This is a genomic window from Nocardia transvalensis NBRC 15921 (assembly GCF_000308875.1).
GTDB lineage: Bacteria > Actinomycetota > Actinomycetes > Mycobacteriales > Mycobacteriaceae > Nocardia > Nocardia transvalensis.
On sequence record NZ_BAGL01000002.1, the window covers coordinates 46324 to 70161 of the forward strand.

The following is a 23838-nucleotide window of genomic DNA, read 5'->3' on the forward strand; positions in this document are numbered from 1 at the left end:
ACAACCGTGGACTTCGAAATTGTCACACTGGAGGAGAGTCTGGTCGGCGGCCTGACGGTGCCGCTGGCCGGGCGTGAGGTGACCGCGCGGGATCTGGATCTGGTGAACTTCACCTGGGACCGGTACCTCTCCCGGGAGAAGAACGTGTCCCGGGTGGCGGCCTATATCGGCCAGCACGACCATGCCGTCGCCGTCCTCGGCTACGCGCTGGAATCGTTGGGGCAGTTGGATGTCGGCGATGTGATCACCCGGATCCCGTCCGGCCGCTACGCCAAGTTCGTCGTCTCCGACAAGCCCTACGACCTGCTACGCACGGCCTGGGCGAAGGTGGCGAAGGCCGAGGGCGCGGGAACCATCACGCGCTCCCATCGCGCGGAGGTGGAGCGGTACGTCGGGCCGACGTCGGTAGAGGTGTACGTCTCGCTGGATTGATCCCGGCCAAAAGCGTGCCGGGACCAGGACGTTGAGCGTGCCGGGGCCAGGGCGTTGAGCATGCCGGGACCAGGACGTTCATGGCCCGGCTCGGTTTTCAGTGGCCTCCGCGCAAGCGACGAAGGAGCAAGCGGAGGTCGCTGAAAACCGAGCCTTCGAGGGCCATGAACCCGCCGTGCCGGAGGCGCGGCAGACACTCAAGCGCCGATGATGAACTCCTCCAGCTGCGTCCGGGCGACGTCGTCCGCGAGCTGCTTGGGCGGGGACTTCATCAGGTAGGCCGAGGCCGGGAGGATCGGGCCGCCGAGGCCGCGGTCCTTGGCGATCTTGGCCGCGCGGATGGCATCGATGATGATGCCCGCCGAGTTCGGCGAATCCCATACCTCGAGCTTGTACTCCAGGTTCAGCGGCACGTCACCGAAGGCGCGGCCCTCGAGCCGCACGTAGGCCCACTTGCGGTCGTCGAGCCAGCCGACGTGGTCGGACGGGCCGATGTGCACGTCGCCCGCGCCCAGTTCCTTCTTCAGGTTGCTGGTGACGGCCTGGGTCTTCGAGATCTTCTTGGACTCCAGACGCTCGCGCTCGAGCATGTTCTTGAAGTCCATGTTGCCGCCGACGTTCAGCTGCATGGTGCGGTCGAGCTGCACGCCGCGGTCCTCGAACAGCTTGGCCATCACGCGGTGGGTGATGGTCGCGCCGACCTGGCTCTTGATGTCGTCGCCGACGATCGGGACGCCGGCATCGGCGAACTTCTTCGCCCACGCCGGATCCGAGGCGATGAATACCGGCAGCGCGTTCACAAATGCGACACCGGCGTCGATGGCACACTGCGCGTAGAACTTGTCGGCATCCTCCGAACCCACCGGCAGGTAGGACACCAGCACGTCGACCTCGGCATCCTTCAGGGCCTGCACCACGTCGACCGCTTCGCTGTCGGACAGCTCGATGGTCTCCGCGTAGTACTTGCCGATGCCGTCCAGCGTCGGGCCGCGCTGCACGGTGACACCGCTGGGCGGCACATCCGAGATCTTGATGGTGTTGTTCTCGCTGGCGAAGATCGCGTCCGACAGGTCGAATCCGACCTTCTTGGCGTCGACGTCGAACGCGGCGACGAACGTCACATCGCGGACGTGGTAGGGGCCGAACTTGACGTGCATGAGCCCGGGGACGGTCGCGTTCTCGTCCGCGTCCGCGTAGTACTGCACGCCCTGGACCAGCGAAGAGGCGCAGTTGCCCACACCCACGATGGCCACGCGAATCTCGCTGGCGCTCTCAGCCGTGTTGACATCACTCATGGCCGATATTTCCCTCTTTCTGTGGTGCCGACTTCATTGACTGCTCCGCTGCAATCAACTCGTTGAGCCAGCGCACTTCGCGCTCGCTCGATTCCAGACCGAGCTGGTGGAGCTGGCGGGTGTAGCGATCCAGGGTGCCGCTGGCCCGTTTGATCGCCTCCCGCAAACCTTCTCGGCGCTCTTCGACCTGCCGCCGCCTGCCCTCGAGAATTCGCATCCGCGCCTCGGCGGGGGTGCGGCTGAAGAAGGCGAGGTGGACGCCGAAGCCGTCGTCGGTGTAGTTCTGCGGGCCGGTGTCGGCGAGCAGTTCGCTGAACCGCTCCCTGCCGACCTCGGTCAGCTGATACACCCGGCGCGCCCGGCGCGTGACCGCTCCGGCGGGGCTCTCCTCCGCGATCAGCCCGTCGGCCTGCATGCGGCGCAGCGTCGGGTAGAGCGATCCGTAGGAGAAGGCCCGGAACGGCCCCAACAGCCCGGTCAGCCGCTTGCGCAACTCGTAGCCGTGCATGGACGACTCCAGGAGCAGCCCGAGAATCGCCAGTTCGAGCACGGGCCCCACCTCCTGACTGTTCTTTCCTGACCTAACTGCTGGATGCGATTGCCAACTATATCGGACCGATACATCTGACAACACCCTCCGGATCCCTTGTACTTTGCGGGAGGCGCGGCGTCGGTCCTCCCCGCTACTCTGGGTGGCGTGCGAATTCAGCGGCAGGTGGTCGACTATGCGCTCCGGCGCAGGTCGCTGCTGGCCGACGTCTATGCGGGCCGGGTGAACGTCGCCGAGGTGTGCGATGCGAACCCGTATCTGTTGCGGGCGGCGAAGTTCCATGGGCGGGGGAGCGAGGTCACATGCCCCATCTGCAGGAAAGAGCAGTTGACTCTCGTATCGTGGGTCTACGGCGAGGGGCTGGGCTCGGTCGCGGGCTCGGCTCGCACGCCCGAGGAACTGGTCCGGCTGGCCGAGTCCCGCGAGGAGTTCACGGTGCACGTCGTCGAGGTGTGCCGTACCTGCAGCTGGAACCATCTGGTGCAGTCCTATGTGCTCGGGCATGCGCCGACGCCTCGCCGCCGTACCGGTACCCGTCGGTCCGCCGCCGAGTGATGGGCACCGCCGACTGATATGCGGAGCACAGGTGTGCCCGCCAGCGATCGCGCGCCGGGAGGCGCGGAGCGCGCGTGCGTACGTAACCGCGTAGGCTCCCGCTCCGATCCCCAACCGACAAGCGCGACGATCGCAACGAGCTACCCGGACCGTTTCGAGTTATGGAGATCCAGGCTGTGACTTCGCCCAACGACGATGGACCCCAGGGCGGGCGCCCCCCGCGCGGCACACAACCGGGGCCGGGCGGGTATCCGCCGCCCCGGCCGTCGGGCCCGCCGCCCGGCCGCCCCCTGCCCCCGGTTCGTCCCGGGCAGGGTCCCGGACCCCGAGGTGGCGGGCAGCCGCCGCGTCGTGGTGCGCCGCCGCCTCCCCAGGGCAATACGCGCGGCCCGCAGCCGCCGCGCGGCCCCGGCGGGCAGCCGCCACGCCGCCCCGGACCTCCGCCGCCACAGCGTCCCGGTCCGCCCGAGGGATCGCAGGGCACGCAGAAGCTCGGCAGGCCCGATCCGGGCGCCAAGAAGGGTTCGGCGGGCACGCTCAGCGAGGCGGTGGCCCAGCGCGGTCAGCGCGGCGGCACGGCCACCCGGCCGCGGTCGGCCCGCGACGGCAGCCGGCCCGCCTCCGGCCCCATCACCGGCGGTCACCGCGCCGCCGGCGGCGGCCCGCCGTCCGGACCACCACCACGCAAGGGCGGCGGTGGCTCCGGCCCGGGTGGGCGGCGACCGCAGGCGAAGAAGAAGTCGCCGTGGCGCATCGTGCGCCGGGTGCTCTACGTCCTGGTGGCGCTGGCGATCGTGGTCCCGAGCGCGGTCTTCCTGATCGCGTACACCACGGTGTCGGTACCCAAGCCGGGTGATCTCAAAACCAATCAGGTGGCCACGATCATGGCTTCCGACGGCACGTCCGAGATCAGCAAGATCGTGCCGGACAACGGAAACCGCTCCGACGTGACCATCGACCAGATCCCGCCGGCCGTGCGCAACGCGGTGATCGCGGCCGAGGACCGGGACTTCTACACCAACCCCGGCTTCTCCATCTCCGGCTTCGCCCGCGCCGCGCGCGACAACGTGCTCGGCAAGGACAGCGCCGGTGGTGGCTCGACGATCACCCAGCAGTACGTCAAGAACTCGATGGTCGGTAACCAGCGCTCGCTGACTCGTAAGATGCGCGAGCTGGTGATCTCCGCCAAGATGGCGCGGCAGTGGGGCAAGGACGACATCCTGGCCGCCTACCTGAACACCATCCCGTTCGGCCGCGGCACCTTCGGCATCGACGCGGCGGCGCACGCCTACTTCGACAAGAAGGTGCAGGACCTCACGGTCGAAGAGGGCGCGATGCTGGCCGCGACCATCCAGCAGCCCTACGGCCTGGACCCGGAGAACAACCCGAAGGGCGCCGAGGCGCGCTGGAACTACGTCCTCGACGGCATGGTCGGCGCGGGCAGCCTGCCGGCGGCTCAGCGCCAGGGGATGAAGTACCCGGCGGTGCAGCCGTCGAGCAAGGCCGGCGAGGACCCGGCCGGTTCCGGCCCCGAGGGTCTGATCAAGCGGCAGGTGATGCGCGAGCTGTCGGAGGCCGGGATCAGCGATACCCAGCTCAACACCGAGGGCCTCCAGATCACCACCACCATCGACGCGAAGGCGCAGAAGGCCGCCGTCGACGCCGTCCAGAAGAACATGAAGGGCGAGCCGGACAATCTGCGTACCGCGGCGGTGTCCGTGGATCCGAAGACGGGCGCGGTGCGGGCCTATTACGGCGGCGAGAACGGCCAGGGCTACGACTTCGCCAATGCCGGTCTGATGCCCGGCTCGTCGTTCAAGGTGTTCGGCCTGGCGGCGAATCTCGAACTGGGCAAGCCGCTGTCGACGATGTACGACAGCTCGCCCGTCGAGGTGAACGGCATCAAGATCACCAACGTCGAGGGCGAGCAGTGCGGCACCTGCACCATCGCCGAGGCGCTGAAGCGGTCGCTGAACACCAGCTTCTACCGCATGGAGCTGGACATGCCCAACCACTCCGGCCCGCAGAAGATCGCCGATATGGCCCACAAGCTCGGCATCCCGGACACCATCCCGGGCGTCGGCAAGTCGCTGGTCGACGCGGACGGCGGCGGGCCGAACAACGGCATCGTGCTCGGCCAGTACCAGGCCCGGCCGCTGGATATGGCCTCGGCGTACGCGACGCTGGCCGCCTCCGGCGTCTACCACAAGCCGCACTTCATCTCGAAGGTCGTGACCGCCGACGGTCAGGTCCTGCTCGACCGCGGCGACGTCGCGGGCGAACAGCGGGTCCCCGCGGCGATCGCCGACAACGTGACCTCGGCCATGCAGCCCATCGCGGGCTGGTCGCGGCATCACGATCTGGCCGGCGGCCGCGCGTCCGCGGCCAAGACGGGTACCGCCCAGCTCGGCGAGACCGGTGAGAACCGCGACGCCTGGATGGTCGGCTACACCCCGACGCTGGCGACCGCGGTCTGGGTCGGCACCGAACAGGGCGAGAAGCTCCGCAATTCCAGCGGCGCCATGGTCTACGGTTCGGGCCTGCCGTCGGACATCTGGAAGGACACGATGGACGGCGCCCTCAAGGGCACCCCCAACGACAACTTCCCGAAGCCGGCCCCCATCGCCGGGCAGGCGGGCGTGCCGTCGTGGACCGCGGCCTACACCCCGCCGTCCACCACGCAGGAATACGCCCCGCCGGTGCTCACGACGCCGACGCCGGTGGAGATCCTGCCGGGCATCACCATCCCGCTGCCCGGCCTCGCGCCGAGGCAACAGCAGCAGCAACAACCACGACAGCAACAGCAGCAGCAACAGGGCACGGGCGAGGGTCAGGAGCCTGGTCAGGGCCCGCTGCCCGGCCAGCCGGTCGCCCCGTCCGGTGAACCCGGTGCCCCCGAAGGTAATTCGCCGGGGACAGGAAACGGTACGTCGCCGCGGCAACGGTAGCCTCGGACGCCGTGACCGAGCAGCAAGTGGTGGCCCCGCCGAGCGCCGGGGATGTGCACGCCGACGAGACCCGCGGCTACACGTCTCCGGGGCCCGCGGCGCCGGACCTGCGGTCGGCCGACCGGCGTGACAAGCCGAGTCGCACGGATTCGCTGACCGCGCAGGCGTCCACGGTGATCGGCGGCCCGGTCGGCGACCACGCCCTGATCGGCCGCACCCGCTTCTGGACGCCGCTGCGGGTGCTGCTCGCGTTCGCGGTGATCTTCCTGGCCCTGGGCTGGGCGGGTAAGGCCGGTTGCATCCAGCAGACCTCCGACGGCGCCGGCGGCCTGACGCTGGACTGGAACAACGGGCGGCAGTACGTCGCCATGTGCTACTCGGACACCGTGCCGCTCTACGGCGCCGAACATCTCGACGAGGGCGCGTTCCCGTACAAGAAGAAGTGGACCGATTTCGGTTCCGACGGCAAGCCGCACACCCGGTACATGGAGTATCCGGTGCTGTCTGGCCTCTACCAGTACGCGGCGATGGAGGTCGGCAACGCCTGGCAGGCGTTGCGGCTGCCCGGGGCGCTGTCGGTGGTGGTGTATTTCAACGTCGCCGTCGTCGGGCTGGCGATGGCCTGGCTGGTGACGGTGTGGGCCTCGGCCCGGCTGTCCGCGCGGCGGGTGTGGGACGCCGCCCTGGTCGCCCTGTCGCCGCTGGTGCTGGTGCACGCGTTCACCAATTTCGACGCGCTGGCAACGGCTTTCGCGGCGACCGGCATGCTGGCCTGGGCGCGGCGGCGGCCGGTGCTGGCGGGTGTGCTGCTCGGTCTCGGCGGCGCGGCGAAGCTGTATCCGCTCCTGCTGCTGGGCCCGATCCTCGTGCTGTGCCTGCGCGCCGACGGCAGGCACCGGCTGCTGAGCCTGCGCGAGCGGTTGCGAGACCGCGGCGGAATCCGGCACGGGGTGCGCGAGTATCTGGCCGATGCGCAGCTGAGCCCGCTGCGATCCGCCGGGCTGGCGATCGGCGGGGCCGCCGCCTCCTGGCTGGTGGTGAATCTGCCGATCATGCTGCCGTTCCCGGCGGGCTGGCGAGAGTTCTTCCGCCTCAACACCGAACGCCACGCCGACCCGGATTCGGTGTACAACGTCATCACCTCGTTCACCGGCTGGCCGGGGCTCGACGGGCAACTGGCGGCGACCGAGAGCCCCAGCGTGCTGAACGCGGTCTCGCTGGCGCTGTTCGGATGCGCCTGCGCGGCCATCGCCTACATCGGCCTGACCGCCGCGCGGCGGCCGCGGGTGGCGCAGCTGATGTTCCTCGTCGTGGCGGCGTTCCTGCTGACCAACAAGGTGTGGAGCCCGCAGTACTCGCTGTGGCTGGTGCCGCTGGCGGTGCTGGCGCTGCCGCATCGGCGAATCCTGCTGGCGTGGATGACGATCGACGCGCTGGTGTGGTTCCCGCGCATGTACTACTACCTGGGCACCGACAAGAAGGGCGTGCCCGAGCAGTGGTTCACCGGCACGGTGGTGGTGCGCGATCTGGTGGTGATCGGGCTGTGCGCGTTGATCATCCGGCAGATCTACCGGCCCGCCGAGGATCTGGTGCGCGGTGGCGGCGTCGACGATCCGGTGGGCGGCATCCTGGACCGCGCCGCCGACCCGCTGCTGCCATGGCTGCCGTCGTGGTTGCGTCCCGCGCCCACCTCGGGTGCCGCACCCGCCGCCGCCCTGACCCTGCGGCACTAGCGCGGCGGGGTCGCCGGGTGCTGGACAGCGGCAGCCGCATTCATTTCCGGCAGTGGCTGTCACATGTCAGCCCCGCAATCGCAGCCGCGTGCCTTTCCCGCAGCGGCTGTCACTCGTTCGTCCCGCAGCAGCTGCCAGGCGTTCGTCCCGCAGTCGCAGCCACGTGTCTTCCCCTCGTCAGTTGTGCGGGGACGGTGGTCCACTTTTCGGACGGCCGGGTGGACCTGTCATTACCGCGGCGGGCTGGAAAGATCGCTGGCATGACGACTTTCAGTGACAAGGCCACTGCGTTCCTCGCACTACACCGCCCCGGCGATCCGGCGATCCTGCCGACCGTGTGGGACGCGTGGTCGGCGAAGCTGGTGCAGGAGGCCGGTTTCGCGGGCCTGACGATCGGCAGCCACCCGCTGGCGGATTCGATGGGCAAGCCCGACGGGGAGGGCATGGCCTTCGCCGACGTCCTCGGCCGCGTCGCTGAGATCACGGCGGCCGTGGACATCCCCGTCTCGGTCGATCTGGAATCCGGTTACCAGCAGCCGCCGGCCCAGCTCATCGAGGGACTGCTGGAGGCCGGCGCGGTCGGCTTCAACCTCGAGGACACCGTGCACGCCGAGGGCGGCCGCCTGCGCGAGCCCCAGGAACACGCCGACCTGGTCGCCGCCCTGCGCCAGGCCGCCGACGCCACCGAGGTCCACGTGGTCATCAACGCCCGCACGGACCTGCTGCTGCGCGCCATCGGCGAGGAGGAGGGCCGCGTCGACCGCGCCATCGACCGCCTGCGGCTGGCCGCCGCGGCCGGTGCGGACGTGCTCTATCCGGTCGGCCGCCACGACGCCGACACCCAGCGCCGCCTCTGCACCGAACTCCCCCTCCCCGTCAACGCGATCGGCCTCCCCGCCGACGACGACCGCGCCACCCTCGCCGAACTAGGCGTCGCCCGAGTAAGTTTCGGCCCCTTCCTCCAGCGCACCCTCAGCACGGAGGTCGAGCGCCTCCTCACCCGCTGGCGCTGACCACACTCCCGCCCCCTTGGCCCCGCCCCTTCCACCCTCGGCCCTGCCAACCGCTCGCCCCTCTTCGGCCCTGCCAACCGCTCGCCCTTCTTCGGCACGGCCAACCGCTCGCCCTTCTTCGGCACGGCCAACCGCTCGCCCCCCTTCGGCACGGCCAACCGCTCGCCCCTCTTCGGCTCGGCCCATCGCTTCTCCTGTTTCCGGCACGCTTTTGGCCGGAAACGACAGCCGCCGCGGCGGGCCCCGGCCAAAAGCGTGCCGGGGAAAGCAATCCGTAGCGTGCCGGGGAAAGCATCCGGCGCGTGCCGGGGAAAGCATCCGTAGCGTGCCGGGGAAAGGTATGGCCGCGGGTGATCACGCTGCGGGCGCGCTCGCGTAAGCCGGGTAGTCCGTGTACCCCTCGGCGGTGCGCCCGTAGAGCACGTGCTCGCGGATCGGGGCCAGGGGCAGGGCATGGGTGATTCGGTGCACCAGGTCGGGATTCGAGATGAAGGCACGGCCGAAGGACACCAGGTCGGCGTGGCCCGCGCGCAGGACGCGGTCCGCGTCGGCGGCGGTGGTCGGCTCGCGGTTCTCGCCGACGTTGGCGATCAGGGCGCCCCGCCACCGCGGGCGCAGATCGGCGAGGGCCGGATAGTCGTCGTTATCGGTGAGGTGCAGGTAGGCCAGGTCGCGGCCGTCCAGCTCGGTGACCAGCGCGCGGTACAGCGGCGCGGGATCGTCCTCCCGCATCCCGAACTGCGGGTTGCCGGGCGACAGCCGGATGGCCGTGCGATGCGAACCGACCTGCGCCGCAACGGCATCGGTGACCTCGAGCGCGAATCGCATCCGATTCGCGAGCGACCCGCCGTACTCGTCGGTGCGCAGATTGGTGTTGTCGGCGAGGAACTGATGCACCAGATAGCTGTTGGCGGCGTGGATCTCGACACCGTCGAAGCCCGCCGCGAGCGCATTGCCCGCGGCCGCCGCGAAATGCTCGACCGCTGTGGCGATCTCGGCGCGGGTCATCGCGCGCGGGACGAGCGACTCCGCCTTCCCGCCGTCGATGAGGTGCAGCACATCGCCGTCGGACACCGCGGAGGGCCCGGCCGGCAGCGACCCGTCGATCCGGGCCAGCGGATGTCCCTTGCGCCCGCCGTGCATCAACTGGGCGAAGATCCGCCCGCCCGCGGCGTGCACGGCCTCGGTCACCCGCCGCCAGGCCGCCACGTGCTCGGCGGTCTGCAGGCCCGGCACCCATGCCTCGCTCTGACCGCTGGAATGCGGCCAGATCCCCTCGGTGACGATCAGCCCCGCCGCCGCGCGCTGCGCGTAGTAGTCGGCGACATCGGCGGTGGGCGATCCGTCGGCGTGCGAGCGCAGGCGGGTCATCGGCGACATCACGACCCGGTTCGGGAGGGCGAGGCGGTCGGTGCGGTATTCGGTCAGCAGCGTCATGCGCGTACCGTAAAACCTGACATCAATGTGAGGTGCAAGGAGCGAGACCGTGCGCATCGGTGACCTGGCGCGACGGACCGGGGTGAGCGTCCGGTCGCTGCGCTACTACGAGAGCCAGAACCTGCTGGCCGCCACCCGGACCGGCGGAGGCCAGCGCGAGTACCCGGAGTCGGCGGTGGACCGCGTGGTCCGCATCCAGGAGCTGTTCGCCGCCGGACTGCACAGCCGCACCATATCCGAACTGCTCCCCTGCATCCACGACACCGACGGCACGCCCAGCGCCGCGGCCACCCCGTGGCTGACCGAAACGCTGACCGCCGAACGCGCCCGCATCGACACCGCCATCAAGGACCTGCACCGAGCCCGCGAGGTCCTGGACGGCGTCATCCACGCCGCCGAGGGCGACCCGGGGACCTGAGACAGCTCAGCGGTTACCGACAGCCACCACGGGACGCTCGGTTTCCCCGGAACTCGCGGCGAGTTCCAGTGCCCGATCGTCGTCACGGTGGTCACCCCGGGTGCGACGGGAGGCCAGGATCATGCCGAGCACACCCACCGCCAGCCCGGCGATTGTCAACGGGCGCAACGATTGTCCGATGATCAGCCACGCCATGAGCGCGGTGACGGCCGGGGTCGCGAAGAACAGCTTGCCCACCCGGGTCGTGTCCCAGCGCCGCAGCATGGCGTTGAGCAACAGGAACGCACCCATCGAGTTGATCAGAACCATCCACACCAGCACGATGGCCAGCGAAGCCGGATCGCTGACATGAAAATCCTTGTGCACCACCGCGAGTAGTCCCACGATGGGCGCACTGGCCAGCACGTGGACGGCCGTGGAACTGCGGGAGTCGATGGCCGGCGTGAAGCGCTTCTGATACACCGTCCCCAGGCTCAATCCCAAAAGCCCGACGACACACAGCAATACCCCCGCCAGCGAGAAGGCCGACTGGTCGGCGACGGCCAAACCGACTCCGACACCGCCGATTCCGAAGCCCAGCCACTGCCGGACCGAGACCTTCTCGCCGAGTACGCGGCCCGCGAACAAGGCGATCACCACCGGATTCAGGCCCTGCACAAGCGAAATCACCGCCGCCGACACGTGATCGGCCATCGCGGTATAGAACGCGCTGAACTGCACCAGTTGCATCAGCAGCCCGGCGACGATCGCATGTCCCAGCTGCGCCCCGCGCGGCCACCGGGCGCCCACCGCCAGCGCGTACAGCGTGAGCGCCACACCGGCCAGCCCGAACCGGGCGAACAGGACCAGGAACGGCGGCGCGGCCCCCACCCCGACGATTCCGACGATGAACGCACTGCTCCACATGAGTACGAAGGCCGTCGGCGCGACCGTATCCATCAGGCGATTCTGCACAACGCCTCCCAAGAATAACCATCTAGAACGGTTACTACCGTGACAGCCGTGTACGTAACCTGTCAAGGTGGTTACCATGGGAGATATGTTCACCTTCGTCAGCGGCAATCTCGCGCTGGACTTCGCCGGCACGGTCCATTCCCGGCGCGAGGACCCCCGCGAACGACTGCTCACCCCCGCCGACCTCGGGCGCTGGCTGGTCGAGGCGAACCTGGCCGACAGCGCCCCGGACTGCGACGACGCCGCCCTGCGCCGCGCGATCGAGGTGCGCGAGGCCGCCTACCGCCTGGCCTCGGCCGCCCTGCGCGACGTCCCGCTCGCCGAGGCCGACCGCACGCTGATCAACGAGACGGCCCGGGGCGAACTCCCCCGCCTCACCCTCCGCTCGGACGGCAGCGTCGCCCGCACCGGAACCGTCGACACGGCCCTCACCGCTGTCGCCCGCGCGGCCATCGAACTACTCGGCAGCCCCGACCACGCCCGGGTCAAGGAGTGTGGCCGCCCCGCCTGCACCCGCCTGTACATCGACACCTCCCGCGCGGGCACCCGCCGCTGGTGCGAAATGGCCCGCTGCGGCAACCGCGCCAAGAGCGCCGCCTTCCGCGCCCGCCAACCACATGATCAGCGATAAACCGAAACCAGCTCTCCCCGTGGATAACTGGGCAACGGCGCGGGAACGGGACGACTCCCCCGCGGACTCGCACGCAGGAAGGCGAAGAAGAAGAACACCAGCAGCAGCGCCCTCCCCCACACCCCGAACTGCACGATGTGCTCCTGCAACTCCGCCGACTCCCCCTGCCCCAGGGCATAGAAATAGCGGAAGACGCCGACCCCGATGGCCGCATCGGCCACCAGATACGCGGCGACCGCCGACCACGGCACCCGCAGCAGCACCAGGAACGGGATCAGCCACAGCGTGTACTGCGGCGAATGCACCTTGTGGAACAACAGGAATCCACACAGCATCGCCCCACTCACACCGACCCACGGATAGGGCGACCCCGAGCCGTACCGCCACCAGCCCACACCCACCGCGACCACGAACGCCACCAGCACGAGCAGCGGCGAGGCAGCCGACACCACATCCTGGAAGGACTCCTCGGCGCCCGGCGCGTCGCCGAACATCGGCCGCAATCCCCAGTACCAGATGGAATTCGTGGTGATGTCGGCCTGACGCAACTGCTGGAAGGTGATCGAGGCGCGCCACCCCTCGTAGCCCGCGAGAGCGAACGGCAGGTTGACCGCCACCACCGTCGCCACCGCGGCGCCCAGCACCGCGAGCGCCCCGCGCACGTCGTAGCCGCGGACCGGCCCCACCCGGATACCGTCGCGCGGTTCGTCCCCGCGGGTCAGGACGTACATCAGCAGTGGCAGCACGAAGATGCCCGGATACAACTTCAGGCAGAAGCCGATCCCCAGCAGTACGGCGGCGGCGATTCCCCTGGCCCGCAACGAATATCGGGTCAGCGCGGTAACCACATACACCGCGGCCACCGATGTGCACACGACCGGCAGCTCCCAGTTGTGGAAGGCGTAGAGCAGCAGCGGCGGCCCCGCGGCCCACAGCAGCGCGGCGGCGCCCGACATCCGGCCCAGCAACCACGCCGTCAGCAGCGCGAACGGCGCGAGCAACAGCGCCGAGTGCAACAGGAACGCCGCGTCGTCGTCGGCGCCCGCCGCGCCGAGCCACATCAGCAATCCACTGAGTACCGGGTATTCCACAGCACCGCCGGTCAGGGTGCCGTCCGGCGTGATGCCACCGCTGATATACGGGAAGATGTGCTCGTTGATACCGCGGCCGAGCCACAGGAATTGGATATCCGAATAGCAGACATCGGAATCCTTGATGCGGTCGAACAGCTCGCTGCGACCGTCGGCGTCGAACGGCCCGCCGGCGCAGCGCGCCTTGTTCAGATAGGCGAACACCAGCATCAGGCCGCACATCAGCGTCGCGGCGACGGCGGCGGCCCGGCCCACCGGGCGCAGGACGTCCGCACGGTTCGACATGGGGACCACGATATGTGTCGCGCTCCGTGCCCGCCCACATTCCGTTCCGGACGGAGATCGATTTCGTCGCGGAACACCAGCTCATGTAGCCTTGGCGGGTTGCTGACGCAACGACCCTCCTGCCCACGGACCGTCCGTGGGCCGTTTCCAGTCCACAGGAGGTGATGGGTTCCCGTGCGTCAATACGAAGTGATGGTCATTCTCGATCCGAACCTGGACGAGCGCACCGTCGGTCCGAACCTGGACAAGATGCTGAGCGTGGTCTCGCAGCAAGGTGGCAAGGTCGACAAGGTCGACATCTGGGGCCGCCGTCGTCTCGCCTACGAGATCTCCAAGCGCGCCGAAGGCATCTACGCGGTCGTCGATCTGACCGCCGAGCCCGACACGGTGAGCGAACTCGACCGCCAGCTGGGTCTGAACGAGTCGGTGCTGCGCACCAAGGTGCTGCGCAACGACAAGAAGTAGATCCCCGCTCGGAGAGCGAACTGCACTCGTACTAGTCGGTGCCTGTCTCTAGGCTCTAGCGCAACGGACGAGTGCACCGCGGACTGCACCGAGGAGCAGGAGGAATCATGGCAGGCGACACGGTCATCACCGTCATCGGAAACTTGACGGCCGACCCGGAACTTCGATTCACGCCCGCGGGCGCGGCGGTGGCCAATTTCACCGTGGCATCGACCCCCCGCACGTTCGACCGTAATACCAACGAATGGAAAGACGGCGAGGCGCTGTTCCTGCGCTGCAACATTTGGCGTGAGGCCGCGGAGAATGTCGCCGAGAGCCTGACCCGAGGCGCTCGCGTGATCGTGAGCGGACGACTGAAGCAGCGCTCCTTCGAAACCCGCGAGGGCGAGAAGCGCACGGTCGTCGAGCTCGAGGTCGACGAGATCGGTCCCTCCCTGCGCTACGCCACCGCCAAGGTCAACAAGACCTCGCGCGGCGGCGGGGGCGGCGGCTTCGGTGGCGGTTCCAACTCCGGTGGTGGTGGCGGGGGCTTCGGCGGCTCCGGTGGCGGCAACCGCGGCGGACAGCAGAATTCCGGCGGCGGCGACGACCCGTGGGGCAGCGCTCCCGCAGCCGGCTCCTTCGGGGGCGGCGCAATGGACGACGAACCGCCGTTCTGAGAACGGCTTTCATATCGGAGCCCGACGGCTCCCAGGAATTACGGAGTACAAGACCATGGCCAAAGCACCGGCGCGCGAAAAGGTGCTGAAGAAGAAGGCGTGTGCCTTCTGCAAGGAGAGCAAGGCTGCCGCCAAGGACGGCAAGAAGGCAGCCGCTATCGACTACAAGGACACGACGCTGCTGCGGAAGTTCGTCAGCGATCGCGGCAAGATCCGTGCCCGCCGCGTCACCGGCAACTGCGTGCAGCATCAGCGCGATGTCGCCATCGCGGTCAAGAACAGCCGCGAGGTCGCGCTGCTGCCGTACGTGTCCATGGCTCGCTGAGAAGGAGGCACACGACGATGAAGCTGATTCTGACTGCTGATGTCGACAACCTCGGTGCGCCCGGCGACACCGTGGAGGTCAAGGACGGCTACGGCCGCAACTTCCTGCTGCCGCGCGGCCTGGCCATCCAGGCCACCCGGGGCGCGCAGAAGCAGGTCGAGGGCATCCGCCGGGCGCAGGACGCCCGCCGCGTGCGCGACCTCGACCACGCCAACGAGCTGAAGCAGGCCCTCGAGGGCCTGGAGGGCGTCTCGCTGTCGGTCAAGACCGCGGGCACCGGCAAGCTCTTCGGCTCGGTCACCCCGACCGACGTCGCGGGGGCCATCAAGGCCGCCGGCGGCCCGGTCGTCGACAAGCGCAGCATCGAGCTGCCGAAGGCGCACATCAAGAGCACCGGCAAGCACGGCGTCGTGGTGCATCTGCACCCGGATGTCGCCGCCAAGCTGGACCTGCAGGTCGTCGCCGCCGAGTGACACCGGCGCCCGGGTCGCCCCGGGCGGCAGCGTAAGAAATTCACCGAAGACCACCTCCGTACCTACCGGACCGGAGGTGGTCTTCGGCTGCGCGTCGTGATCACTCTTTTTGTTGCCAATGGTTAGCTATTGTTGAAGACCGCGGTGCCCGATATCGTCGGCACCTATTCCCTCTCGCTTTAACCCCAGTTCGGGATGGTTTGGGGAGAACTCAGCAAACCGACCATTCGCAATGTGATCCACGCCATAAACCGGCAGTGCGTTGTTAACCCAACACGCCCGGCCGTTCATCTTGGCCGACACGCCGATGCACCGCTAATCCACAAGTGCACAGGCGATGAAAACGCTACCTAGCTGGGAAATGTCGGTTAGCTATATGCCTTTTCCCCAGGTAATACACATGGGCTGCACAACGGCGGGTGAACAGTCCCCAGTTTATCCACAGGCGGGTACACACCTCGGTTTGGTAGTCCACAGTTCGGTCGCTTAGGTTCTTCCCGGTGTCGTGAACCCACGCCCCCGGATCCGCGATTTCGCGAGTCTTGCAGAACGCTCCATCGGTTTGCTGGATCGCCGTCTCCGAGCTGCGGCAACTCCGCCGGAGCGGCTGTGACGCAGACCGAACGTGTCGGTACCGGGGAGTAGAAAAGGTCTCGATACTCTCGGAGCCGCGAGCGTGATGAGAGAGGACGGTCGAGTCGGGTGGCAGTCGTCGATGATCGCGGGCATTCGGAGTACAACGACTCGCCGGGGGAGGATTTCGGCCGTCAGCCGCCGCACGATATGGCCGCCGAGCAGTCGGTCCTCGGCGGCATGCTGCTCAGTAAGGACGCCATCGCCGACGTCGTCGAGGTGGTGCGTCCCGGCGATTTCTACCGTCCGGCCCACCAGGCGGTCTACGACGCCATCCTCGACCTCTACGGCCGCGGCGAGCCCGCCGACCCGGTCACCGTCGCCGCCTCCCTGGACCGCCGCGGCGAGCTGAAGCGCATCGGCGGCGCCCCCTACCTGGTCACCCTGACCCAGACCGTCCCCACCGCCGCCAACGCCTCCTACTACGCCGAGATCGTCGCGGAGAAGTCGGTCCTGCGCCGCCTGGTCGAGGCCGGCACCCGCATCGTCCAGTACGGCTACGCCGGCTCCGACGGCCAGGACGTCGCCGAGGTGGTCGACCGCGCCCAGGCGGAGATCTACGAGGTCACCGAACGCCGCTCCAGCGAGGACTACATGCCCCTCGAGGAGCTCCTGCAACCCACGATGGACGAGATCGACTCCATCGCCAGCCGAGGCGGCATGTCCCTCGGCGTCCCCACCGGTTTCACCGAACTCGACGAGGTAACCAACGGCCTCCACCCCGGCCAGATGATCATCGTCGCCGCCCGCCCGGGTGTCGGTAAGGCCCTCGCCCTCGACACCCCGTTACCCACCCCGTCCGGCTGGACCACCATGGGCGACATCGCCGTTGGTAAAGAACTGCTGGACGCACGGGGCCGCCCCACCCGCGTGGTAGCCGTCACCGAGGTCATGACCGACCGACCGTGCTACGAGGTCGAGTTCTCCGACGGCGCGGTCGTCGTCGCCGACGAGCAGCACCAGTGGCTGACGGTCGCGCGTACGCACGGCCCTCGGGCGGCCGTCCGCACCACCGGCGAGATCGTGCACAGTCTCCGCGACGCCGACGATCGTCTCAACCACGTCGTGCCCGACACGGCACGCGGAGAACAACGCCACATCGTCGACGTCCGCAAGATCGAGAGCGTTCCGGTGCGTTGCGTCGAGGTCGACAATGCGGAGCACCTGTACCTTGCCGGGCACTCGATGGTCCCGACACACAATTCCACCCTCGGCATGGACTTCATGCGCAGCGCTTCGGTGAAGCACGGCTTGGCGAGCGTGATCTTCTCGCTGGAAATGAGCCGCACCGAGATTGTCATGCGTCTGCTGTCGGCGGAGGCGAAGATCAAGCTCGGGGATATGCGGTCCGGGCGGATGAGTGACGACGACTGGACTCGGTTGGCGCGCAGGATGAGCGAGATCAGCGAAGCGCCGCTGTTCGTGGATGATTCGCCGAATATGACGATGATGGAAATCCGCGCCAAGGCCCGCCGCCTGAAGCAACGGCACGATCTCAGGCTTGTGATCGTGGACTACCTCCAGCTGATGACCTCCGGCAAAAAGGTCGAATCCCGCCAGCAGGAAGTCTCGGAATTCTCCCGAAGCCTCAAGCTGTTGGCGAAGGAACTAGAGGTCCCGGTCGTCGCGATCTCCCAGCTGAACCGCGGCCCCGAACAACGAACAGACAAGCGCCCCATGGTCTCCGACCTTCGTGAGTCCGGCTGCATGCCCGCATCGACGCGAATTCTGCGCGCGGACACAGGAAGCGAGACCACGCTCGGCGAACTGCTCGCGAGCGGTGAGCAGCCGCTCGTCTGGTCCCTGGACGAACGCATGCGGATGGTCGCGCGTCCGATGGTGAAGGTCTTCCCGAGCGGACGTAAAGAAGTGTTCCGGCTTCGGCTAGCCTCGGGCCGTGAGGTCGAGGCGACAGGCAAACACCCGTTCATGACAGTCGACGGATGGATTCCGCTGGAGAAGCTGAAGATCGACGACCGGCTGGCCACTCCCCGCCGAGTCCCCGAACCCGCGCACACCGAGCGGATGCCCGAGGCCGAGGTCGTTCTGCTGGCCCACATGATCGGCGACGGTTCGTGTGTCAAGAGGCAACCGATCCGCTACGCCAGCATCGATGAGGCGAACCTCGCCGCCGTCTCCACCGCCGCGACGCATTTCGGGGTCACCACGGTCCGCGACGACTATGCGGCTGCACGAGTGACCACCTTGCGCCTTCGGGCGCCGTACCGGCTCACCCACGGAAAACGCAATCCGATCGCCGCCTGGCTCGACGAACTTGGGATCTTCGGCCTTCGCAGTTACGAGAAGTTCGTGCCAGAACGTATCTTCGCCCTGCCGAACGACCAAGTCGCGTTGTTCCTCCGGCATCTGTGGGCAACCGATGGTTCGGTTCGCTGGGACGAAACAGGACGGCAGGCCCGCGTCTACTACGCGTCGACCAGCCGACGCCTCGTCGACGACATCGCGCAGCTGCTCCTGCGCCTCGGAGTCCACGGCCGGATCAAGAAGTTCACGAAGTCCGGTTATCGCGACTGCTGGCACCTGACCATCGACGGCGCCGACAACCAGACGATCTTTCTGCATGACATCGGTGTCCACGGCAACCGCGGCACGGCGGCCGAGGCGACTCTCCTCGAATTGGAGACCATGGCGCGCAATACGAACGTCGACACCGTCCCCAAGGAGATCTGGACCAAGGTCCGAGAACTCCTGGCCGACAAACACATCACACACCGAGAGTTTTCGGCGGCCATGGGCTCCCGCTTCTGCGGATCCACCATGTGGAAGCACTCGCCCAGCCGGGCTCGCTTGGCCCGTGTCGCCGATGTTCTGCAAGACGCCGACATCGAGATGTTCGCGACCAACGATGTCTTCTGGGACCGAATCGTCGAAATCACCAGCCTCGGCGAACAAGATGTCTACGACGGCACCGTGCCAGGAACCCACAACTTCGTCGCACAGGGCATCTCAGCGCACAACTCGCTGGAACAGGATGCGGATATGGTCATCCTCCTCCACCGCCCCGACGCCTTCGAACGCGACGACCCCCGCGGCGGCGAGGCCGACCTGATCCTCGGCAAACACCGAAACGGCCCCACCGCCACCATCACCGTCGCCCACCAGCTCCACCTCAGCCGTTTCGTCGATATGGCTCGGGGATAAAGATGTAGGTTTCTCAGTTTGGGCTGCATTTTCTCAATGCTCGTTGCATTTGTACTGCATTTATGCAGACGAACTGAGTATTGACGCTCGAAGAGGCTGCGCCGCTCGGCTTCTGCGGGGATAATGGTTGTTGCCTTGAGGTTCAGCGCTCTGAGAGGCAGCACCGATGGCGGAGTTGACTTCAACATTTGTGTCAACCCGGCGGTCGCCTACGGGTGAGATCGCCAGGTTCCCTTGGGACGAAATGCAGTTCGAACGATTTTCAGACATCGGACCATGGCGGACGATTCGTTGGTACAAGGGGCAGCAGCACTACCCTGGCTGGTACTGGTCAGCGACGGAAGCTGATCTTGTCCTCTATGAGTCCAGGCTCGAGCTGGCCAATCTTCTGCTGTGTGACTTCGACCGCTCTGTAAAAAGCATTGCGGCGCAACCGTTCTTCGTACGAACCTTCGCTGAAGGCAAACCGAGGACGCACGTGCCCGACTATCTACTGTGGTCCGATACCGGTCCGATCGTGATGGATGTGAAGCCTCGCAGTCAGCTGGCACAGCCCAAGGTTGCATTCACCCTTGGATGGGTGCGGAAGTTGGTCGAAGACCTCGGCTGGCGCTATGAGGTAGCCAGCGAGCCGGATGCGCAGACAGTGCGGAATGTTCGGTTTCTTGCAGGGTTTCGGCGGCAATGGCTGTTCCGTCCTTCGCTTGTCGAGCAACTTCGATCCGGCGCAGTGGACGGGTTGCGGTTCAGCGATGCGTGCCGCGCTGTACCGGGCTGTGAAGAACCGATCGTTCGTGCGACGTTGCTGCATCTGATGTGGGAGCGGGTTTACTTGGTCGATGTCGGTGCACCGCTTCGTTCTTCCCTTGTTCTGAGAAGAAAACCTGTCCTGACAAGGAATTTGCGATGACCGAGGTGGGCGTTCGTGTGGGGATCGGCACGAGAGTTCTCGTCGACGGCGACCTTGCGGAAGTCATGGATCTGACCGTTGGGCAGTGGGGAATCGCGGTCACACTGCATGTCCTCCGTACGGGCGCCGTCGTGCTGATAGCGCTGAGTGAACTCATGAAGGAGGGGGGTCGTGCACGAGTTGTCGCTGAGGTAGCTGGCTCAGCGACAAATGATTCGGACGACGATGCGGCAGCGATACTGTCGATGCTCGACAAGGCACAACGCGAGTCGGTGCGCGAGCGAGCAGCCCACGTGCGAGAGGTATTAACTGGCTATCGCTCCGGCAACCCCGATTTGGCGCAGGCAGGTGAGCCTCGCGCAGACTACGATCCGCATGTCCCTTTGACGCGGCGGTATGCGGCGAAAGCCAAAGAGCTTTCGGTTGGTCTACGGACCCTGCAGGGGTGGGTCGCTGCCTACAAGGCGCAGGGTGAAGCGGGGCTGGCGCAGAAGCCGAAGTCTTGGTCGAGCAATCCCTACGGTCGGGTCGACGCACGTTGGGTCGAGGCGGCGTTGGAAGTGATGGTCGAGCACACGACCGCGTCGCGCCCATCACAGCTGATGGTGATCAGACGAACCAACGCGAGAGTGGAACTGCGGTTCGGTGCCGGGGCTGTTCCGCTGCCATCACAACCGTCGGCCTACCGCGTCCTCGCCGCTCTGGAGCGCCAACATCCGTTGTTTCGGTTAAGTACCAAACGAAATCGCGATATCAGCGAGCGGCCGAAATCGGTCTATGGGTCGCTTCGCCCTACACGACCTGGCGAGTACCTGCTGATGGATACGACCCGTCTCGACGTGTTCGCGCTCGACCCCGTGACGGTGAAATGGGTACAACTCGATCTAACAGTTGCGATGGACTGGTACTCGCGGTGCATCGTAGGTATCAGGCTCACGCCCGTGTCACCGAAATCCATCGACGCTGCGGCGACGATGTATCAAGTCTTTCGACCTCCCGCAGCCGGAAATGAGTGGCCGGCACAGGCTATCTGGCCCGGACACGGAGTCCCTCGCACCATCTTGATCGACTCTGAGGCAATCAAGGGCCCCATTACAGACGGAGTCACTCACCCTCCACTTGTGCCGGAGACTCTGGTCATAGATCACGGCAAGATCTATGTCTCAGAGCATATGACGAGTGTATGCGCGCGGATGGGCATATCTATACAGCCAGCCCGCTTGCGCACCGGGCGAGACAAAGGGCCCGTGGAACGGTTCTTTCGAACCCTGCGCGAAGACTTATTGCAGGCACTGCCCGGATATAAGGGACCAGATCTCCATTCGCGCGGCGAGCGCCCCGAGGACGAGGCGATCTTCTATCTCGATGAGCTCGACACGATCGTGCGCGAATGGGTCGGGCAGGTCTATCACCTTCGGCCCCATGCTGGCCTTGTAGATCCTCATCAACCAGGCCAGCAGCTTTCGCCGGCACTGATGTTCCAGCACGGTGTCGCTCGTGCCGGCTACGTCGAGGTCCCCAGCGATCCGCATCTTGCCTACGAATTCCTACCTGTCGCCCATCGAACGGTGCAGCACTATGGTATTGACTTCGGCGGGCGGGTGTACAAGGGCGTTCTCGGCGGATGCAGCGAACGTTTGGTGCTCGTGCGGGGAAAAATGAAGCGGCGCATCATTATTCGTCACAACCCGGATGATATTACGCATATCTACGTGCGCAGCGACTCGGGTGACTGGCGCACCCTAACGTGGGAGCACGCGTCCTCGCTAGATATGCCACTCAGTGAGGATGCGTTGCGGTTTGCACGTAAGCTCGCAGAAACCGAGTATGCCTTCCCCAGTGACAAACTGGCTGTTACCAAACTCCTGGAACGATGGAATCTAGGCCTGGGGCGGACTCTTGCCGAACGGCGCATGGCCCTGCGACAGGCTCGCAGTCAGCAGTGGCTGCTCGATGAGCAGCCCGCGCACAAAGCCGAGGACCAACTCGAGCAGTTGCCCTCGGTGGCCCGTGTGCTGGCGACATCAAGCGAGCAGTCAACGGTCCAGTGGGACAACGATTCCGGCGACGACGATAGCGACGAAGAGCTCGACCCGATGCTCGGGGGCGACGGGGGCGACGACTTCTACGCTGATGCATTGGAGAACCTATGAACGCGCGCCGCGGGACCAGGCAATCCCCGTCTGCCTTACTGGACAATCTAACGCTGGCGAGGAAGGAGGGTTGGGGAACCTTCGCCGAAGCATCGGATCCCGTCCAGCCGCCGCGATACACCCGTCGGCAGATGTCCGCAATGAGCGCCAGCGAAAACAGTGGTTACAACAGCATGCGCAACCACTGGCACGCGAACCTCGGTCCCATTCGGACACCGCAGCTTGATGCGGTCCACGAAGAGCTGGAGCAGACCTTCGCCAGCAACGCCCAGGACGGCGACAAGGTCAAGGACTGTGTTGCCGTAGACGCGTTCCCGGGCCTGGGCAAGACGACGACAGTTCTGGCGTTTGCGAAGAAGCTGCATCAGCAGCAAATCGCGCAGTTCGGCCCCATCACTCTTGAAGGACACGAGCGGTGGCCGGTCTGCCGGGTCGGGTTGTCGGGAAACACAGGCATGCTGGACTTCAACAAGGCAATGGTCGACTTCTATGGCCATCCCGGACGTCGCAGTGGCACGGTCGCCGACTTCGGTCGTCGAGCATTGGACTGTGTCCTGTCGTGCCACACCCGCCTGCTGGTCATCGATGACATGCATTTCCTGCGTTTCCGCGAAAAGAGCGGCGCTGAGATCAGCAATCACTTCAAGTACCTGGCCAACGAATTCCCGATCACATTGGTCTTCGTCGGTGTCGGGTTGGTCAGACGTGGCTTGTTCTCCGAAGGCGCCGACTACGAGGATGCGTGGGCCGCACAGCTCGGGCGGCGGACCACGGTTGTCGGACTAGACCCGTTCACGCTGAATAACGACGTCCAGCGTCGCCAGTGGCGCCAGCTGCTGCTGGCGATCGAGAAGCAACTGGTCCTCGCCGATCTCTACCCAGGCATGCTCGCCGATGATCTGTCGGGGTATCTGTTCGCCCGCAGCACGGGTCATATCGGCTCACTGATGCGGCTGATCCGCAAAGGCTGCTGGCGAGCCATACGCACAGGTGCCGAACGCTTAGATGTGGAGCTGCTCAACCGGGTTCGCAATGACGCGGCCGCTGATCAAGCGCGCCGGGAGCTCGAACTGGCCCTCGAAAGTGGCCACCTGACCACCACGCCCAAACGCAAGGCCAAATCCAAAACTGCATCGCGGCCGTCGGTTTCATTCAATGCGGGGACGCAGGGCGCGTCGGCCGGTTTACGGCCAACCTGAACCTTGTCACCGGTGCGGACGCTACCGATTCGAGTCCCCCCGCAGCCGGGGGAAGCGCTGGATTCGTGGCTGGAAGCGATAGCATCGCGTACTCAGACAGCATGGGCGGACACCGTGGACGCCATGGGTGTGCCTGCGCCCACGGGTACGCACAGCAGCAGCTGGTTGCTACGGTTGCTCCCGAATCAGATACACAACATTGCCATCGCAACCGGCCTCACCGACGCAGCTGTCGAATCCATGACACTCGCGCCGTTCAGCGACACCGCGCAGCTCTCGACGGCAGCACAACGAAGGCCGGCCACACGCGCCACCCCATGGCGTCCAGGTCGCGGATCACGTTTCTGCCCTTACTGTTTGGCCGAGTCCCTCGGGCGGTGGCAACTGCGTTGGCGGCTGGGCTGGTCATTCGCATGTGTGCGTCACCACTGCCTACTTGCCGAATCATGCCCTGGCTGTGGCATGCAACAGCGTCTCCGCACCTACCCCGGCGAGATGGTCCCGCAGCCAGGTGTCT

At 66.6% G+C, this 23838-nt stretch carries 20 protein-coding genes and 1 pseudogene; 16 read left to right on the plus strand and 5 right to left on the minus strand.

Features of this window, described 5'->3' with window-relative positions:
- The first annotated feature begins 6 nt into the window (after positions 1 to 6).
- Positions 7 to 432, plus strand: coding sequence for a GyrI-like domain-containing protein (locus ON41_RS00430; protein ID WP_040744049.1), 426 nt, complete (start codon positions 7 to 9; stop codon positions 430 to 432).
- A 197-nt stretch (positions 433 to 629) separates the two neighbouring features.
- On the opposite strand, the gene ON41_RS00435 is transcribed toward ON41_RS00430, so the two are convergent.
- Both ON41_RS00435 and ON41_RS00440 read right to left on the minus strand, forming a co-directional pair.
- Positions 630 to 1727 carry an inositol-3-phosphate synthase gene (locus ON41_RS00435; protein ID WP_040744051.1) on the minus strand — a complete coding sequence of 366 codons (1098 nt, stop codon included), beginning with the start codon at positions 1725 to 1727 and terminating at the stop codon, positions 630 to 632.
- Entirely contained in the window at positions 1720 to 2277 is a 558-nt protein-coding gene (locus ON41_RS00440; protein ID WP_040744445.1) for a PadR family transcriptional regulator, read from the minus strand. Before ON41_RS00440 ends, ON41_RS00435 begins: the two co-directional genes overlap by 8 nt.
- A gap of 147 nt (positions 2278 to 2424) precedes the next feature.
- Here ON41_RS00440 and ON41_RS00445 point away from each other — a divergent pair, with 147 nt between their 5' ends.
- From ON41_RS00445 to ON41_RS00460, 4 genes are all read left to right on the plus strand, one after another.
- A complete protein-coding gene (locus ON41_RS00445) occupies positions 2425 to 2832 on the plus strand; it encodes a DUF5318 domain-containing protein (protein ID WP_169336454.1) in 408 nt (135 codons plus the stop codon).
- 629 nt (positions 2833 to 3461) lie between these two features.
- Entirely contained in the window at positions 3462 to 5780 is a 2319-nt protein-coding gene (locus ON41_RS00450) for a transglycosylase domain-containing protein (RefSeq protein ID WP_276325715.1), read from the plus strand.
- An 11-nt stretch (positions 5781 to 5791) separates the two neighbouring features.
- Complete coding sequence (locus ON41_RS00455; RefSeq protein WP_083905032.1) at positions 5792 to 7513, plus strand: glycosyltransferase family 87 protein; 1722 nt, start codon at positions 5792 to 5794, stop codon at positions 7511 to 7513.
- Positions 7514 to 7773: 260 nt separating this feature from the next.
- Positions 7774 to 8526, plus strand: a complete 753-nt coding sequence (locus ON41_RS00460; RefSeq protein WP_040744054.1) for an isocitrate lyase/PEP mutase family protein — start codon at positions 7774 to 7776, stop codon at positions 8524 to 8526.
- 354 nt (positions 8527 to 8880) lie between these two features.
- Here the strand turns inward: ON41_RS00460 and ON41_RS00465 are convergent, their stop codons facing one another.
- The gene (locus ON41_RS00465) at positions 8881 to 9963 is read right to left on the minus strand and encodes an alkene reductase (RefSeq protein WP_040744055.1); all 1083 of its coding nucleotides are present in this window, start codon (positions 9961 to 9963) and stop codon (positions 8881 to 8883) included.
- Between the two features lie 49 nt (positions 9964 to 10012).
- Here ON41_RS00465 and ON41_RS00470 point away from each other — a divergent pair, with 49 nt between their 5' ends.
- Positions 10013 to 10381 carry a MerR family transcriptional regulator gene (locus tag ON41_RS00470; protein ID WP_040744057.1) on the plus strand — a complete coding sequence of 123 codons (369 nt, stop codon included), beginning with the start codon at positions 10013 to 10015 and terminating at the stop codon, positions 10379 to 10381.
- A gap of 6 nt (positions 10382 to 10387) precedes the next feature.
- On the opposite strand, the gene ON41_RS00475 is transcribed toward ON41_RS00470, so the two are convergent.
- Entirely contained in the window at positions 10388 to 11320 is a 933-nt protein-coding gene (locus ON41_RS00475; protein WP_083905064.1) for a DMT family transporter, read from the minus strand.
- Between the two features lie 91 nt (positions 11321 to 11411).
- Between ON41_RS00475 and ON41_RS00480 the strand changes: the two genes are divergently transcribed.
- Positions 11412 to 11966: a CGNR zinc finger domain-containing protein gene (locus tag ON41_RS00480; protein WP_246460960.1), complete on the plus strand. Its 555-nt coding sequence runs from the start codon at positions 11412 to 11414 to the stop codon at positions 11964 to 11966.
- On the opposite strand, the gene ON41_RS00485 is transcribed toward ON41_RS00480, so the two are convergent.
- Positions 11957 to 13279: a glycosyltransferase family protein gene (locus tag ON41_RS00485; protein WP_373281306.1), complete on the minus strand. Its 1323-nt coding sequence runs from the start codon at positions 13277 to 13279 to the stop codon at positions 11957 to 11959. The two genes, ON41_RS00480 and ON41_RS00485, sit on opposite strands and share 10 nt — an antisense overlap.
- A 237-nt stretch (positions 13280 to 13516) precedes the next feature.
- Between ON41_RS00485 and rpsF the strand changes: the two genes are divergently transcribed.
- The 9 genes and pseudogenes from rpsF to ON41_RS43695 form a co-directional block, all read left to right on the plus strand.
- Entirely contained in the window at positions 13517 to 13807 is a 291-nt protein-coding gene (gene rpsF / locus ON41_RS00490; protein ID WP_040744062.1) for a 30S ribosomal protein S6, read from the plus strand.
- Positions 13808 to 13914: 107 nt separating this feature from the next.
- Positions 13915 to 14466: a single-stranded DNA-binding protein gene (locus tag ON41_RS00495; RefSeq protein WP_040744063.1), complete on the plus strand. Its 552-nt coding sequence runs from the start codon at positions 13915 to 13917 to the stop codon at positions 14464 to 14466.
- 55 nt (positions 14467 to 14521) lie between these two features.
- On the plus strand, positions 14522 to 14791 hold the full coding sequence (rpsR, locus tag ON41_RS00500) for a 30S ribosomal protein S18 (protein ID WP_040744066.1): 270 nt from the start codon (positions 14522 to 14524) through the stop codon (positions 14789 to 14791).
- 17 nt (positions 14792 to 14808) lie between these two features.
- The gene (gene rplI / locus ON41_RS00505) at positions 14809 to 15264 is read left to right on the plus strand and encodes a 50S ribosomal protein L9 (protein ID WP_040744068.1); all 456 of its coding nucleotides are present in this window, start codon (positions 14809 to 14811) and stop codon (positions 15262 to 15264) included.
- Positions 15265 to 15966: 702 nt separating this feature from the next.
- Positions 15967 to 19059 carry a replicative DNA helicase gene (locus ON41_RS00510; protein WP_040744070.1) on the plus strand — a complete coding sequence of 1031 codons (3093 nt, stop codon included), beginning with the start codon at positions 15967 to 15969 and terminating at the stop codon, positions 19057 to 19059.
- A 166-nt stretch (positions 19060 to 19225) separates the two neighbouring features.
- The gene (locus ON41_RS39875) at positions 19226 to 19969 is read left to right on the plus strand and encodes a TnsA-like heteromeric transposase endonuclease subunit (RefSeq protein ID WP_246460958.1); all 744 of its coding nucleotides are present in this window, start codon (positions 19226 to 19228) and stop codon (positions 19967 to 19969) included.
- Complete coding sequence (locus tag ON41_RS00515) at positions 19966 to 22122, plus strand: TnsB C-terminal domain-containing protein (RefSeq protein ID WP_040744072.1); 2157 nt, start codon at positions 19966 to 19968, stop codon at positions 22120 to 22122. The genes ON41_RS39875 and ON41_RS00515 overlap by 4 nt, the downstream gene beginning before the upstream one ends.
- On the plus strand, positions 22119 to 23321 hold the full coding sequence (locus ON41_RS00520; RefSeq protein WP_083905034.1) for an AAA family ATPase: 1203 nt from the start codon (positions 22119 to 22121) through the stop codon (positions 23319 to 23321). The genes ON41_RS00515 and ON41_RS00520 overlap by 4 nt, the downstream gene beginning before the upstream one ends.
- Positions 23322 to 23333: 12 nt before the next feature.
- Positions 23334 to 23747: pseudogene (locus ON41_RS43695) on the plus strand (TniQ family protein); the annotation flags it as partial.
- Positions 23748 to 23838 lie beyond the last annotated feature (91 nt).

What these genes read in the sequence shown, in the direction of transcription:
- rplI (WP_040744068.1), top strand. Translation starts at nt 14,809, where the DNA reads ATGAAGCTGATTCTGACTGCTGATGTCGACAACCTCGGTGCGCCCGGC.
- ON41_RS00515 (WP_040744072.1), top strand. Translation starts at nt 19,966, where the DNA reads ATGACCGAGGTGGGCGTTCGTGTGGGGATCGGCACGAGAGTTCTCGTC.
- ON41_RS00480 (WP_246460960.1), top strand. Translation starts at nt 11,412, where the DNA reads ATGGGAGATATGTTCACCTTCGTCAGCGGCAATCTCGCGCTGGACTTC.
- ON41_RS00465 (WP_040744055.1), bottom strand. Translation starts at nt 9,963, where the DNA reads ATGACGCTGCTGACCGAATACCGCACCGACCGCCTCGCCCTCCCGAAC.
- ON41_RS00460 (WP_040744054.1), top strand. Translation starts at nt 7,774, where the DNA reads ATGACGACTTTCAGTGACAAGGCCACTGCGTTCCTCGCACTACACCGC.
- ON41_RS00435 (WP_040744051.1), bottom strand. Translation starts at nt 1,727, where the DNA reads ATGAGTGATGTCAACACGGCTGAGAGCGCCAGCGAGATTCGCGTGGCC.
- ON41_RS00485 (WP_373281306.1), bottom strand. Translation starts at nt 13,279, where the DNA reads ATGTGCGGCCTGATGCTGGTGTTCGCCTATCTGAACAAGGCGCGCTGC.
- ON41_RS00520 (WP_083905034.1), top strand. Translation starts at nt 22,119, where the DNA reads ATGAACGCGCGCCGCGGGACCAGGCAATCCCCGTCTGCCTTACTGGAC.
- rpsR (WP_040744066.1), top strand. Translation starts at nt 14,522, where the DNA reads ATGGCCAAAGCACCGGCGCGCGAAAAGGTGCTGAAGAAGAAGGCGTGT.
- ON41_RS00495 (WP_040744063.1), top strand. Translation starts at nt 13,915, where the DNA reads ATGGCAGGCGACACGGTCATCACCGTCATCGGAAACTTGACGGCCGAC.
- ON41_RS00475 (WP_083905064.1), bottom strand. Translation starts at nt 11,320, where the DNA reads ATGGATACGGTCGCGCCGACGGCCTTCGTACTCATGTGGAGCAGTGCG.
- ON41_RS39875 (WP_246460958.1), top strand. Translation starts at nt 19,226, where the DNA reads ATGGCGGAGTTGACTTCAACATTTGTGTCAACCCGGCGGTCGCCTACG.